This is a genomic window from Peribacillus sp. 05N428, assembly GCF_056397085.1.
The window spans coordinates 24,748-37,753 of sequence record NZ_JBFTMS010000043.1 but is presented as its reverse complement, the minus strand read 5'-3'; the positions used below and the strand labels follow the sequence as shown (position 1 = coordinate 37,753).

Annotated in this window: 14 protein-coding genes and 2 pseudogenes; 11 read left to right on the top strand and 5 right to left on the bottom strand. The window is 35.3% G+C overall.

Going from position 1 to position 13,006, the window contains the following annotated elements; translation table 11 throughout:
• Positions 1-439 precede the first annotated feature (439 nt).
• The 3 genes from AC1DIV_RS25135 (at position 440) to AC1DIV_RS25125 (ending at position 1,674) form a co-directional block, all read left to right on the top strand.
• Positions 440-598: a DUF1540 domain-containing protein gene (locus tag AC1DIV_RS25135; RefSeq protein ID WP_065421195.1), complete on the top strand. Its 159-nt coding sequence runs from the start codon at positions 440-442 to the stop codon at positions 596-598.
• Between the two features lie 493 nt (positions 599-1,091).
• Complete coding sequence (locus tag AC1DIV_RS25130) at positions 1,092-1,337, top strand: ParB N-terminal domain-containing protein (protein WP_323599289.1); 246 nt, start codon at positions 1,092-1,094, stop codon at positions 1,335-1,337.
• Between the two features lie 139 nt (positions 1,338-1,476).
• The gene (locus AC1DIV_RS25125) at positions 1,477-1,674 is read left to right on the top strand and encodes an IDEAL domain-containing protein (protein ID WP_048687036.1); all 198 of its coding nucleotides are present in this window, start codon (positions 1,477-1,479) and stop codon (positions 1,672-1,674) included.
• A 160-nt stretch (positions 1,675-1,834) separates the two neighbouring features.
• Here AC1DIV_RS25125 and AC1DIV_RS25120 read toward each other — a convergent pair.
• A pseudogene (locus AC1DIV_RS25120) lies at positions 1,835-2,109 on the bottom strand (recombinase family protein).
• 222 nt (positions 2,110-2,331) lie between these two features.
• Positions 2,332-2,715: pseudogene (locus tag AC1DIV_RS25115) on the bottom strand (AAA family ATPase); the annotation flags it as partial.
• A 377-nt stretch (positions 2,716-3,092) separates the two neighbouring features.
• Between AC1DIV_RS25115 and AC1DIV_RS25110 the strand changes: the two are divergent.
• A complete protein-coding gene (locus AC1DIV_RS25110) occupies positions 3,093-3,962 on the top strand; it encodes a phosphotransferase family protein (protein WP_340875850.1) in 870 nt (289 codons plus the stop codon).
• A 226-nt stretch (positions 3,963-4,188) separates the two neighbouring features.
• Here AC1DIV_RS25110 and AC1DIV_RS25105 read toward each other — a convergent pair whose 3' ends face one another.
• Genes AC1DIV_RS25105 through AC1DIV_RS25095 form a run of 3 tightly spaced genes read right to left on the bottom strand, consistent with a single transcriptional unit; the run spans position 4,189 to position 6,442 of the window.
• On the bottom strand, positions 4,189-4,830 hold the full coding sequence (locus AC1DIV_RS25105) for an AAA family ATPase (protein WP_340878491.1): 642 nt from the start codon (positions 4,828-4,830) through the stop codon (positions 4,189-4,191).
• 21 nt (positions 4,831-4,851) lie between these two features.
• Positions 4,852-4,998, bottom strand: coding sequence for a hypothetical protein (locus AC1DIV_RS25100; RefSeq protein ID WP_340875851.1), 147 nt, complete (start codon positions 4,996-4,998; stop codon positions 4,852-4,854).
• Complete coding sequence (locus AC1DIV_RS25095; protein WP_340875853.1) at positions 4,991-6,442, bottom strand: Mu transposase C-terminal domain-containing protein; 1,452 nt, start codon at positions 6,440-6,442, stop codon at positions 4,991-4,993. The genes AC1DIV_RS25100 and AC1DIV_RS25095 overlap by 8 nt, the downstream gene beginning before the upstream one ends.
• Positions 6,443-6,626: 184 nt before the next feature.
• Between AC1DIV_RS25095 and AC1DIV_RS25090 the strand changes: the two genes are divergently transcribed.
• The 7 genes from AC1DIV_RS25090 to AC1DIV_RS25060 all read left to right on the top strand — a co-directional run bounded on the left by AC1DIV_RS25090 (position 6,627) and on the right by AC1DIV_RS25060 (position 12,995).
• On the top strand, positions 6,627-7,067 hold the full coding sequence (locus tag AC1DIV_RS25090; RefSeq protein ID WP_340875854.1) for a MarR family winged helix-turn-helix transcriptional regulator: 441 nt from the start codon (positions 6,627-6,629) through the stop codon (positions 7,065-7,067).
• 134 nt (positions 7,068-7,201) lie between these two features.
• A complete protein-coding gene (locus AC1DIV_RS25085) occupies positions 7,202-7,528 on the top strand; it encodes an antibiotic biosynthesis monooxygenase (RefSeq protein WP_340875855.1) in 327 nt (108 codons plus the stop codon).
• 43 nt (positions 7,529-7,571) lie between these two features.
• Positions 7,572-7,841 (top strand): DUF2798 domain-containing protein, encoded by a 270-nt coding sequence (locus AC1DIV_RS25080; RefSeq protein WP_340875856.1) that lies wholly within the window; start codon positions 7,572-7,574, stop codon positions 7,839-7,841.
• Positions 7,842-7,930: 89 nt separating this feature from the next.
• Positions 7,931-8,749: a 1,4-dihydroxy-2-naphthoyl-CoA synthase gene (gene menB / locus AC1DIV_RS25075; RefSeq protein ID WP_340875858.1), complete on the top strand. Its 819-nt coding sequence runs from the start codon at positions 7,931-7,933 to the stop codon at positions 8,747-8,749.
• 440 nt (positions 8,750-9,189) lie between these two features.
• Positions 9,190-11,298 carry a BglG family transcription antiterminator gene (locus AC1DIV_RS25070; protein WP_323599287.1) on the top strand — a complete coding sequence of 703 codons (2,109 nt, stop codon included), beginning with the start codon at positions 9,190-9,192 and terminating at the stop codon, positions 11,296-11,298.
• A 61-nt stretch (positions 11,299-11,359) separates the two neighbouring features.
• Positions 11,360-11,668 (top strand): PTS sugar transporter subunit IIB, encoded by a 309-nt coding sequence (locus AC1DIV_RS25065; protein WP_057276240.1) that lies wholly within the window; start codon positions 11,360-11,362, stop codon positions 11,666-11,668.
• Between the two features lie 37 nt (positions 11,669-11,705).
• On the top strand, positions 11,706-12,995 hold the full coding sequence (locus tag AC1DIV_RS25060) for a PTS sugar transporter subunit IIC (RefSeq protein WP_057276239.1): 1,290 nt from the start codon (positions 11,706-11,708) through the stop codon (positions 12,993-12,995).
• The last annotated feature ends 11 nt before the right edge of the window (positions 12,996-13,006 follow it).

The following is a 13,006-nucleotide window of genomic DNA, read 5'->3' as shown; positions in this document are numbered from 1 at the left end:
GTATGAATAAGTTGCTTCATTGGATTTACGCTTTATTAAAGAGAAAAGAAGCATTCCTAGATTTAGCCTGATTAACGATTTTGTGAAACAGAGAAAAATCCTTCCAAAAGGGTTTTGGAGGGTTATTTGTCATGAACAAAAATAGTATACCATAAGGGAATTGAAAATTTTAGAGAAAGATATTGACATCCTATTAGCTGGTTTAGATTAAGTAGGTATGGCTGCTTCGTCAGACTTTTGATAATTGCCTCCAGAAACAGCTGAAGGCATGGTGAATTCCAATCTATCTGCTCTCTTATGGTCAGCAAAGAAGGCGAGTGTGAGCTTGGTTTTACAGACATTTGGGTAGTTCCATAGAAGAAGGAAAAAGCTTATGTGAGTTTATCCATATACAAAAACGGGGATATGTTACTAAACGATAAAGAGGAGGAGACATTTTATGAAACTCGAAGTTTTGTGTAACGTAGAGAATTGTACGTACTGGGCCGAGGGGAATCAATGTGTTGCCGACTCCATTTATGTCGTGGGCCTTGATAACAATGACGCTGACAATGTTGAGGAAACGGCATGTAAAACCTTTGAACATCGCAAACAATAATGGAATACAGAATGGGCCGGACGGCTGATGCCGCCCGGTTTTTTATTTCGAGAAATAGGATCAGTCCCCTTTATTTAGCTCGACTATGAAAGAGGGATATACCTTGAAAATCAATTTAAAAACTTTATTAATTTAATGAACAAAATAATTTTATTAAAGCAAGTATTTATATATATTTGATGGATAAGTATTAGCGGGATATAATGTTGAACGTTTGGTCGTAATGATAATGTTTTAGTCTAGGCAATCAATAGTCATTCCAACTGTTAAAAAGGAAGGGCAGATACCTAAAAATTATCTGCTCTTTTTTAATTTATCCTCTATTTGAACTAACATGTGAACAAATGAATTACACTATAGGATGCGTTAGCGCCATAAGAGGGTTGCCAAATGGTGGCCTTAGGATGAAAAAAGTGAGAATAGCTGATTAAATCGGTCTTATAATAGGTGAATAAAGAATATAATTAGACTTCAGATAGGGGTGAAAATAAAAATGAAACCAGATGAAACAGAAGAGTTTATTTTACTAAATCAGATTGTTGTAACGGAAGAGTTTTTAAATTCCAATCCGAGTGTCGAAAAAACACAACAAGTTTTAAATCATGCTAAACGGACAGGCTGCTTAGATGAACCCATTATGATAAATAGGGATACAAAGATCCTTAGGGACGGTTACAGACGCTATATTGCAGCCCAAAAGGTGGGGATGGAATTAGTCCCCATTGTTTATGAAAAATAAGCTTTTACATAAACAAAAATAGAAAAATGGAAGAAAACAATCTGTCTAATAGATATATTATTGGAACTACTTTGATAAATATTTGAATATTCCGAAAATTGGTGGTATAATAGAAAAAAGGTCAAGGAGTTGGTTTCCTATGGAAAAGAATTTGGCTAATACACCACCACAACCTGAAATAAACGTTAAGGATTCTGAATTTGCTGAAATGGTGTTAAACAAAGCCCTTCTTAATTTCCGAAAAGAGCAAATCCGAAAAGAGATTGACCAGTCATTACAGGATCAAAACAAAGAAGAATTCCTACGATTAACAGAGGAATTGAAAAACATTTCTTAATATGTTGTTTATAAAATGAACTAATCATATTTGTAACTTTAAGAAGTACGCCAAAACGCCAACCCATATCTATGGATTGGCGTTTATGATTTTTATCGATTAAGCACGATATTATAAATAAGTTATTATTTGTTCCAAAACTCGTCCTTTTTTGAACACATCACTGTTCGATTTGAAAAGGACGTTTTTTATTGCCTTCTCCTTCAGCTTCCAATTCAATAGCAATATTATGAAGGTCCCTAACAGAACGGGCCAAGCGGTCAATTTTAGTAACGACTAATTTATCACCTTTTCTTAATGCTTTTCTTGCATTGTCTAAATCCTGGCGATCTGTTTTCTTTCCACTTTCTTTTTCCATATATATTCTATTAATTGTTCAATTTGGCTTTCAAGCGACTGTCCAACTGTCGATACCCTTGCATATCCAACTTTCATTTGCTCATACCCTTTTTTTGCCTAAAGTTATATCTTCTATACTTTTAATTACAGACTATCTTTTAGACATAAACAAGAACAAAAAGAGGAATATGTAAACTTTTGTGCGCGTGTTTTAAGTGATAATTTGCACATCCAACTTTTAACCCCAGCTACCTTCATATGAAGTTTAGCTGGGGTTCTTCATTAATTATGTCCAATCACTAAGCTATTCCGTGCAGCCTATACTACTTCGGTGGTAATGGATGTAAGGTGATTGATTTCGAGGATATGTTCAATTTGAGAAATAGACGGTAAAGTTACCGTTTATGACTTTCATGATGGTTGTGAGCGCCTCGTAATCGGAAAAGCCCTCTCGTTTAATGGAGATACCTAATTCACCCCATTTATATTCTAAAATATGGTGCATCTCGTCTTTAATGAGTTTCTGAAATTCATGAGCAAAACCAATGCGGGAGTAATGCTGGGGATATTTTTTTCAATCCCTGGCATCCCGATGAATATCATAGCTAAGTCATGTTGATCATAGATGTCACGAAGTTGCTCTAAGTGTTGCAGTATCAGTCGATCGATTTCATCCACTATAATTAAGTGAATCCCTTCAAAAGCAAAATGACCTACCGAAGGCTTATTTGGCAGATCTTTCTTTAGTGGTATGAACGATTGTTTTGTAAAAATGGCTCTACTTTAAGTACTCATTGGTGTTAGCTTGATGGGTATGTGTTGTCACTTTAGGCGTTATTTTGCACCTGTTTTAAGCGCTATTTTACATTTTAAGTCTGATAAAAAAGATATCTCCACTCGAAAATAGCCTAGGTATACTGACAATAAAATTGTTTAAGAATATGAGCCGATACTAAAGCACTTATTTAGTGTCGGCTTTCGCTGTTTAAGATAAAATTAGTGTAAGGAGATTCCGTTATCGAATATTTAAGACTTGGGCAAAAAATGAAGGAACGACAATTAGGGAGGGATAAAATCTGGTGGAAATTTTACAACAAGTTATTCAGCAGTTTCGACTGAATGTTTTATCAATTAACAGTGTTCCAGAGTCGTATAGCTCAACTGTCTATAAATTAATTTTAAACAATCAACAACAAGTGTTTGTTAAAATCCCCTATTCAAAGACTAAGTTAATGCGAGAATACGAATTTCTTCTAATACTCCAAGATAAGTTAAATACGCCCAGAGTACTAGATTTTTGGGAAGGAAATGATGTGATACCTGGAGCATTGTTATTAGAGGCAATAGATGGAGAAATATCTACAAAGATAATCGATAAAGCATTAGCCTATGAGATAGGCGTAAGTCACGCAAAGCTGCATTCCATACCTGCAACGTTCTTTAAAAAAAGTAAAACTATTGAAAGATATCAGCCAGAAGAATGGAGAGCATTCATTCAACAAAAATTTGAGTACTTTTCAGAGTATGCAAAGGCGATTTTATCAAAAGGTTTATTTGATAAGAGTATCCACTATTTCGAAAAACATTTTTATTCTTTACCAGCTCCAGATGGTCCTTTTTTAATACATATGGATTTTAGACCCGGAAATATTTTAGTAAAGGATAATAACGTGAAAGGAATTATTGATTTCGAAAGTGCACGTTTAGGCTCAACAGAAAATGATTTCACAAAAATTAATCGTGATATTTGGTGTAAACATCTAAATACAAAAGAACCATACATACAAGGCTATAATTCGATTCGTCCTATGATTAATCTGCAAAAAATCCTGCCGTTCTATACTTTTTATGATGCATTTTGTTCTGTTGGTTGGAGTGAGATACGAGGGGCAGAAAAGCATCAAGAATTCATCAAAGAAAACCTAGAGATTTTAAAAAAGGTATTATAAAAGTTATATAATTGGAGGCTTCCTTGAAGATTCGTCTCTCAAAATAAAATGGCAACTTTCATTAAATCTGAAGGCTGCCATTTTCTTATACCATCTAACTCAAAAACGATGGTTTTTGAGATAAATCAAAATAGCAATAAAATTCTTGTCACTTTGCCCGATAATTTGCACATCCAATTTTAAAACCCAGCTACCTTCAAATTAGAAGATCAGCTGGGTTTCTTCATTATTTACGTCCAATTACTAAGCTATTTCGTACAGCTTCTACTACCTCGGTAGTAATGGATGTAAGGTGATTGATTTCGAGAATACGTTCAATTTGAGTAAATAGCCGATGAATGAGTCTAAAATTACCGTTTGTGACTTTCATGATGCTTGTGAGCGCCTCGTAATCGGTAAAGTCCTCTCGTTTAATGGAGATACCTAATTCATCCCATTTATATTCTAAAATATGGTGCATCTCATCTTTACTGAGCTTCTGAAATTCGTGTGCAAAACCAATGCGGGAGTATAGATGGGGGTAACGTGCTAACCGTTTTTCAATCCCTGGCATCCCGATGAATATCATGGCTAAGTCATGTTTATCATAGATATCACGAAGTTGCTCCATGTGTTGCAGTTTCAAACGATCAATTTCATCCACTATAATTAAGTGAATCCCTTCAAAAGCGTTAGAAGTGTTCATTTCCTTCTCACCAATACGCACCCGATAGACGTCTTTCACCATATTGAATCGCATCCCCATCACATGAATGGCACTGGTCAATTTCGTTGCACTAACAGGTGGGGCAGTATAAAAAAGCGTATGATAATCTAAGATTTTTTCGTCAGCATGAGCGCCCATCAATTCAGCTTTTTCATAGTTGATTTGCTTCTCGAGATAATCCCACTAGGCATACTGTCTAGCCGACAACGTTTTCCCAACACCTGGTAGACCATAACAAATGCCCATATATTGATACTGGATACAGGCATCGCAAAACTCTGCAAATCGCTTATATTCCTTCGTTTCAATAAATGTTTGTGTGTTATTCATTGAAATACCTCTTCAACTTTGACTTGGTTGGCTCAGGTTTCTCTGAATCTTCTTCTAATTGGCTTTGTTTGGACTGAACAATGTCTTCAAAGACTGTTTTCTCTGACATGATTTGGTTTTTTAACGCGCGTTTTCGTTTATTTCTAGCAGACACAATCTCTTTTAAATCCACTGTATAACCGGCGATTTCAGGAGAAATGGCGGTACATAAATAGCGATTTTCGTAAAAAACACGTATTTCAGCAAGGTCTCGTGGGTCGTAACGAATCACGACGGTTTCCCCAACGTACGCTGCAAGAGTGGTATCAATATATCGTAGTCCTTGGAAATGAATACCGTCCGAATGTACTTTTCTCGGTTTGGCAACATGAAGCAGTAACAAATCAAGGCTTTCTAAACTCTCCGGCATATTCGGTAAAAACCCTGCATCATTCCAAGCACGAATCGGCGCTTTTTTCGTTGTTCCATGAATGCGATGATGATAATGGTACATAATAAAATGGGCTAATTTTTCATCAAGCTTTTTTAATGTTAAAAGAGGATCATTGGGACGGTTTCCTACATAACCGGGTAAGTCTTGTAAAAATAATTGGTTGATGCTTGAAAAGAAGCGTTCGATTTTCCCTCGTCCTCTTGGAACACCTACAGCTGAAAATACGAGATTTATTTTTAAATCAATGGCCACTTGCTCTAAATGATTCGATGTAAAATCACTGCCATGATCGGTATAAAACTGTTCAGGGGTTCCGCAAATCGTCCAATCTAGATTTCGTTTATGCCAAATGGCTTGATGCAAAGCGAGTGCTGTTTGGATGGCAGAAGGCGCTTGGAAGGTTAAATAATAGCCAGCGATTGCTCGGCTGTAATCATCTAAAATAATCGTCAACCAAGGTCGTTCGGGTTGTCCCTTTTCATTCAGCACAAGGATATCGAGTAATGTATGGTCTGCTTGCCAAATTTCATTAGGGTAGCTCGCTTCTCTTCGATGGATTAAATCATACTGATTTTTTTCATATGCTTTTTGGCCACCATGCGCTAACGTCTTCAAGCTTTGCGAAAGAGACTGCGATACCTTATACACTTGATAATAACTCGGCAGTTGCCAGCCTTGTTTCTGACATTGCGCACAGATCATTCGATGAATAGACGTCAGCGAATTTCTTCTGTACTTCAAAATAAGTTGTTCAATCGCCACGACAATCTCCGGATCTAAATGTATTTTGCCAGCATCACTTCTTGTTTTTCGAATTAACCCTTTTAACCCAAATTGTTCATAGTCCCGAATCAAGTATTGTAGCGTTCTTTTTGCGATTCCGGTGTCTACTGTAATGACAGCCAATGTTTTCTCAGAGCGAAGGTACGGCGCAATGACGTGATACTTCGTCATCGCTGTTTGTCGTTGTTCTTCAGAATAAGCTGTTAATGGAGGAAGTTCATTCTGCATAAACATCAACCCTTCCGAGTTACAATTTTTCTGATAAAGTTATTTTTAACAGTATAAATGTCTGTTTTATGGAACCTTATTTATGAACTGAAAGTAACAGATAGCCAATGAGTTAAAAAGTATATAATCTTATGCTACAATGAATTGGCTAGATCTGTTCAAATTAGAATAAATGGAGGAGAATGTGGAGTTGGATCAACGATATATTAAGCTAAAGGAATTTCAAGATTTGTTTGAAAATATATTTAGTAAAACTAAAACTCAACATAATTTTTTCCCGAAGACAAAGTACAATCTTAGTGATGGACACATACTGATTCTCACATATCTTTATAGAGTAAAGACATGTACAGCATCAGATATTACCAAATACTTAGGAATTACTTCAGGTGGAGGAACGGTTCTTACTGACACATTACTGAGACATAATTTAATTAATCGTCTTAGATTAGAAGAAGACAGAAGAGTGGTTCAGCTATCGTTAACGACTGATGGGAAGGAGATTGTGGATCAAATTATCGAAAACCGAGCAACGGCATTTGTTAAACTTCTTCATGATTTGGAAGAAACAGAAATCGATCAAATGTTAAGTGTATTTCGTAAGCTTAATAAGAAAATAAAATAAATACACACCGCAATACTTTATAATTGATAAAAATTCTCATTGACTAATAACATAATCCTATGTTAGTTTTACTTATAAATAATATCTTAGTAAATAAGATACTTGTTAAGTAATATATAGGAGGGATAAAATTTATGTTTATCAACCAAGCACACTTCGAAGGTGACAAGTTCAATGAGGACAAAATCATAGTAAAGATAAAAAACACTATAGACCAAACGAAAGATGTTCAAGGATTGTTAGCATTAGAATGCTGGAAGAAGGAAAGTAATGACCGTGTAGAATATGTAATTGTAACAAAGTGGACAACTAAAAAAGAATTTATTACATGGTTATCAAGAGAAGAACATGTTGACGAGCATAAGGAAATGAACAAACAAAAGAAACAAGGAATCAGTGAAAACCCAATTTTGAAAAAGACCATTTTTCAATACGAGGCAGTAGAGGTTACTGAACTTTAAAAAAGTTTTGAGAGTATAGACTTTAAAATTAAAGGGGGAAGTTATGAAAATTAATATAAAATATAAACAAGCTATTTTTGCTTTCTTAATGGCTTTTAGTATAAGTATGCTTATTTCATTTATTTTGGTTTCAATAAACGTTGGTTACAATAATATTTTTCTACAGGCATGGTTAAAAAATTGGGGGATGGCATTTATTATTGCTTACTTTGGAGCATACTTTTTCCCAAGGTTTATACAAAAGATTGTTATGAAAGTGAATTTTGTGGATGAAAAGACGGAAGCTTCCAATAGTGATAAAGCTATTTTATAAATTAATGTTTTTGTTTTTAGCTGCTAATTAGCAGCTAGTTTTTAAGGTGATATGTGTTTTTTATCACAAAGATATTAGGAGGGCTAAATATGTCTGTCAATTGGGTGTCTGAACGAAAATATCAAGATGTTATTTATCAAACTTATAAAGGGATTGCAAAAATTTCCATTAATCGTCCACATGTACATAATGCCTTTACACCAAAAACTGTAATGGAATTAATTGATGCATTTTCTATTGCACGTGATGATGCAAATATTGGTGTTATTATCTTAACAGGAGAGGGTGATAAGGCATTTTGCTCAGGTGGTGATCAAAAAATACGAGGGCATGGTGGCTATATAGGAGATGATCAAATCCCTCGTTTAAATGTATTGGATTTACAGCGTTTGATACGATTTATTCCTAAACCGGTTATTGCGATGGTTTCTGGGTATGCAATTGGTGGTGGTCACGTACTTCAGGTGATTTGCGATTTGACGATTGCAGCAGATAATGCCTTTTTTGGTCAGACCGGTCCTAAAGTAGGTAGTTTCGATGGAGGATACGGTGCAAATTATTTAGCTAGAATCGTGGGGCATAAAAAGGCACGAGAAATATGGTACCTATGCCGTCAATACAATGCACAAGATGCTTTAAGTATGGGACTTGTTAATACAGTCGTTCCATTAGAACAGTTAGAAGCTGAAACGATTAAATGGTGTGAGGAACTATTAGAAAAAAGTCCTACTGCTCTTCGGTTCTTAAAAGCAGCTTTTAACGCTGATACAGATGGGCTTGCTGGTTTACAGCAACTCGCTGGTGATTCTACACTTCTCTTTTATACAACTGATGAAGCTAAAGAGGGACGGGATGCATTCAAAGAAAAACGCACCCCAGACTTTAAACAGTTTCCACGTTTCCCTTAATTAAAAATGTGAAGAATTTATGAGTGGTCTTTCGCTTTTTCTTTGAATCAAACGTAATATAGGGTTTGAAATCAATATGTTTTTTTTAAAAAAATACTGTTCCCGCAATCGCTTTATTTACTAAACTGATTAGAATAGTTCTAAAAATAATTGAATGTAAATAATTAAGAAACCCAGCTAATCTTCTCTTGAAAAGGTAGCTGGGTTTTTAAAGTTCGATGTGCAAAATAACACTTAAAATAAGGGCAAATTATCGCCTAAAGTGACAGGTATGTGTCTGTACCCCTATAAGAGATACATCTTTTTTCGATGGATATTTGATTTATAGTTTGAATAAAAAGTGTTAACGCTTACATTTTTGCAAATTGAAGTTGCAATAAGATGTACTAAACTATTTAAATATTGCGAATTATAATGAAACTATGAAAGGAGTTACTATCATGAAAGAACGGACTCAACGAGTACTTACCAGGTTTTTGACAGTAAATACCTTTTTGACTTGTGAGGATTTAAGTAAAGAGTTCAATATTAGCGAGCGTACTTTTCGAAACGAATTGGTCCTGATTAATAAATATCTGGCAGAAAATAATTATCCATCAATTACGACGACAAGAGGAAAAGGGTTGAAGTTAGACCTAACTGATGTGGATCGCGAAAAGCTCCTGTCCAAAATTGGTGATGACAGAGAAACAGATTATTATCGGCCCAATGAACGTTTTCTTGCCTTACTTTTAGATATTGCCGATACCACAAGAACGACAATGCTCTTTAAAATGGAAGAAAAACTGCAGGTATCGAAAAGTACATTGGATGAGGATATGAGAAGACTTCGTCAGTTTTTAAAGGAATATGGGATTTCTGTAGTGAGTTTAACGAAGCAAGGTATTGTATTAAAAGGCGATGAACGCTCAATACGCACTATGTTATACGATGTGATTAACAGTATGACAGATATTGCTAAACTAATGGAGTACCGAGATATAGATACAGTAAATACTTTTACAGATCAATTTGTTCTTGATTATTTGGATACAAATGCATTAAGGGTCATTGGAGAACATTATGACGAAGTCTTTGAAAAGTCCAGAGTGGAGATTAATCATGTATACCGGAATCAAAGCATTCTTTTTTTAGGTATATGGGTAAGGCGATTGCAAGAAGGAAATACCCTTAGGGAATTAGCCAAAGTTAGAGCCGAAATAAAAGAAGATCCTGTCAGAAATTTTGTCGATTCCATCTGTATGGAGTTTGGTTTATATCCATCATTAAATGAAATTAAATATACTACTTTTACAATCGAATCGTTTAATCCAAAAGATATGAATAATTCATTCGATTGGGTTACCGCACAATTATTAACTATTCAATTAATTGAGCATGTAGAAAAAGTAACCAGAATCCCCTTTTCTCAGAGAGAAGAAGATTTGTATGAAGGTTTGTATAGGCATATCACAGGGTTATTAAGCAGGGTGAAGAACGATTTACAGGTATTTAATCCGTTGAAAGACACTATTAAGGAGTCCTATGCCGAGATTTATCAGGCAGTCACTTGCTTTAGTAAGCAAATAGAGGACTACATCAAAAAAAAATTATCAGAAGATGAGATCGGGTTTTTGACCGTTTATTTTTCAACGTCTGCCAGCCAGATTAAGCAGAAAGAACAATATGTTTATCAGGCAGTTGTGCTTTGTAATCATGGGGTTTCAACTGGAAAGCTGTTGGCTGCGAATTTGAAAGAGCATTTCAATATCGAGATTGTTGCAATATTGAGTTCGTATGAATTAGCCTTTATTGACAAGCTGGATGTTGATTTAGTTTTTACGACCATTTCAATTGATTATCCAAGAAAACCTGTATTATTGCTTAATCCAATATTAAGAGAAAGTGACAAGAAGGAAATTAAAGTTTTTTTACTCAAAAATAAGAATAAGAGAAGGATCGTTTCCAATAAGTTAGATGCTACACAGCTAATGCAGGATATTTTGATGTTAATTGTAGAAAGCGGCGGTAAGGTAACAAAGGAAAGCTATCACAAAGTAGAAGATACTTTTAAAGAACATCATTTAAAAATTAATACAAGGGAGATACAGCCGATGTTGCAGGATATTTTGAGGGATTCCAACATCCTACTAAAGCAAGAATGTAAAGATTGGAAAGAGGCAATTACGAAATCTGCCCAGGTATTGTTAACAGAAGAGGTCATTGAAGAACGATATATAAACGCCATGATTAAATCTGTTGAAGAGTATGGGCCTTATATAGTAGTAGGGAAGCATTTAGCGTTAGCACACGCAAGGCCGGAAGATGGAGTAAACAAATTAGGCATTAGTGTCATGACGTTAAAGGAACCAATTAATTTTGGAAATCCGGATAATGATCCGGTGAAAATTGTTTTTTGTCTAGCCGCAGTGGATTCTTATTCGCATCTAAATGTGATGAAAAATCTGATTGAGTTAATTAATGATGAAGAGAAATTAGACCTGTTAATTACAGCACAAGATGTAAACATGTTTAATCAAGTTTTATATGGTAGTGAAGTGAGGAAGTAACAGTTTTAAAAGCAATTGATAAGTATATAACCCCAAAATTGAAAAATGAGGAGAGGGCAAAATGAAAAAAGTAAATATCTTATTTGTATGTGGAGCAGGTTTAGGAAGCAGTTTTGCTTGTCAAATGTCGGCAGAGGATGTATTAAGCAAGTTAGGTGTCAACGCCAAGCTAGATCATAGTGATATCTCGTCTGCTGTTTCAGTAAAACCCGATATTATTATTACGGCACAGAATTTCAAATCCCAATTCGAGAAATTTTCAGTTGATCCTAAACAAACGACAATTGTTTATTTGAGAAATATTGTATCTAAGGCAGAGATTGAAGAAAAAATTACCCCGGTATTAAGGGAAAAAGGCGTTTTAGCTTAAAAATAAATAGAGATAGCTAGAGATGGGGTGGGAAAAAATGAGTGTAGTTAACTTTATTATCGAAAATATTTTGACACAGGCATCTGTTACAATCGCGTTGATTGCTATGTTGGGGTTAATTTTGCAAAAGAAATCAACAGGGCAAGTTATTTCTGGTTCTTTAAAGACGATGTTAGGGTTTATGGTATTGTCCGCAGGTTCTAGCATTATTGTTGGTAGTTTAGTCTATTTCGGTCATATTTTTACAGAAGGTTTCCATATGCAAGGGATTATTCCTTCGATTGAAGCTATTAATGGCCAAGCAATGAATGAGTTAGGATTGGGTCGTGATATCGCACTAACTTTCTTAGCTATCTTTGTTTTTAATATTATCATTGCACGGTTCACTAAATGGAAATACATCTTTTTAACTGGTCAGGCAATTCTTTGGATGGCTACTATGACAACAGTATTTGGTTACTTTGCAGGTTTACGTGGTGTTGCATTGATTTTAGTAGGCGGTTTCATTGGGGCCGTATTTGCGGTAGCTATGCCCGCGATTGCACAACCATTTGTTCGTAAGATTACTGGTATGGATGATATTGCTTTAGGACACTTTTGTACGGTTGGGTATGTGTTTGAAGCAGGTGTAGCGAAACTAGTTGGGGGAAAAGGCGAAAAGAAAAAATCTGTTGAAGATTTGAAATTACCAGCTCAATTTGAATTCTTACAAGATACCTATCTATCTTTGATGGTGGTAATGACTCCTCTTTATATTATTACAGCAGCGTTTGCAGGTGAAAAGTTCGCTTCTACATTATCAGGAGATACCAATTATTTAATGTTTGCGTTCTTACAATCTATCCAATTCGTAGTTGGAGTGTATGTATTATTAGCAGGAGTTCGCTTATTACTAGGTGAAATTGTTCCGGCATTTAGAGGGATTGCCATGCGGTTGGTCCCAAATGCAATTCCTGCATTAGATTGTCCAGTCCTATTTCCATTTAGCCCTAATGCAGTCATTGTAGGGTTTATCACAACTACTATAGGTTCGATTATTGCAATGTTTGTATTACCTGTCTTTGGGTTGGCGATGATCTTACCAGGTATGCTTACAGCTTTCTTCGCGGGGGGTACCGCCGGTATATTTGGTAACTTAACAGGTGGTATTCGTGGAGCAATTATTGGTGGTGTTGTACATGGTTTCTTCATTACATTATTACCAGCACTATTAGTAACAACATTCAATTCTATGGGGTTTGTCAATGCAACAGCAACAGATGTTGATACAGTAACAGCTGCTTTGCTATATGCATGGCTCATTGGTCCACTTTTAAAAGCTTTCTAGGATGTAGGTAG

Excerpts from the sequence above, each read along its gene's own strand:
- AC1DIV_RS25135 (WP_065421195.1), top strand. The coding sequence starts at position 440 with ATGAAACTCGAAGTTTTGTGTAACGTAGAGAATTGTACGTACTGGGCC.
- AC1DIV_RS25130 (WP_323599289.1), top strand. The coding sequence starts at position 1,092 with ATGAAACCAGATGAAACAGAAGAGTTTATTTTACTAAATCAGATTGTT.
- AC1DIV_RS25125 (WP_048687036.1), top strand. The coding sequence starts at position 1,477 with ATGGAAAAGAATTTGGCTAATACACCACCACAACCTGAAATAAACGTT.
- AC1DIV_RS25100 (WP_340875851.1), bottom strand. The coding sequence starts at position 4,998 with ATGAATAACACACAAACATTTATTGAAACGAAGGAATATAAGCGATTT.
- AC1DIV_RS25095 (WP_340875853.1), bottom strand. The coding sequence starts at position 6,442 with ATGCAGAATGAACTTCCTCCATTAACAGCTTATTCTGAAGAACAACGA.
- AC1DIV_RS25085 (WP_340875855.1), top strand. The coding sequence starts at position 7,202 with ATGTTTATCAACCAAGCACACTTCGAAGGTGACAAGTTCAATGAGGAC.
- AC1DIV_RS25080 (WP_340875856.1), top strand. The coding sequence starts at position 7,572 with ATGAAAATTAATATAAAATATAAACAAGCTATTTTTGCTTTCTTAATG.
- menB (WP_340875858.1), top strand. The coding sequence starts at position 7,931 with ATGTCTGTCAATTGGGTGTCTGAACGAAAATATCAAGATGTTATTTAT.
- AC1DIV_RS25070 (WP_323599287.1), top strand. The coding sequence starts at position 9,190 with ATGAAAGAACGGACTCAACGAGTACTTACCAGGTTTTTGACAGTAAAT.
- AC1DIV_RS25065 (WP_057276240.1), top strand. The coding sequence starts at position 11,360 with ATGAAAAAAGTAAATATCTTATTTGTATGTGGAGCAGGTTTAGGAAGC.
- AC1DIV_RS25060 (WP_057276239.1), top strand. The coding sequence starts at position 11,706 with ATGAGTGTAGTTAACTTTATTATCGAAAATATTTTGACACAGGCATCT.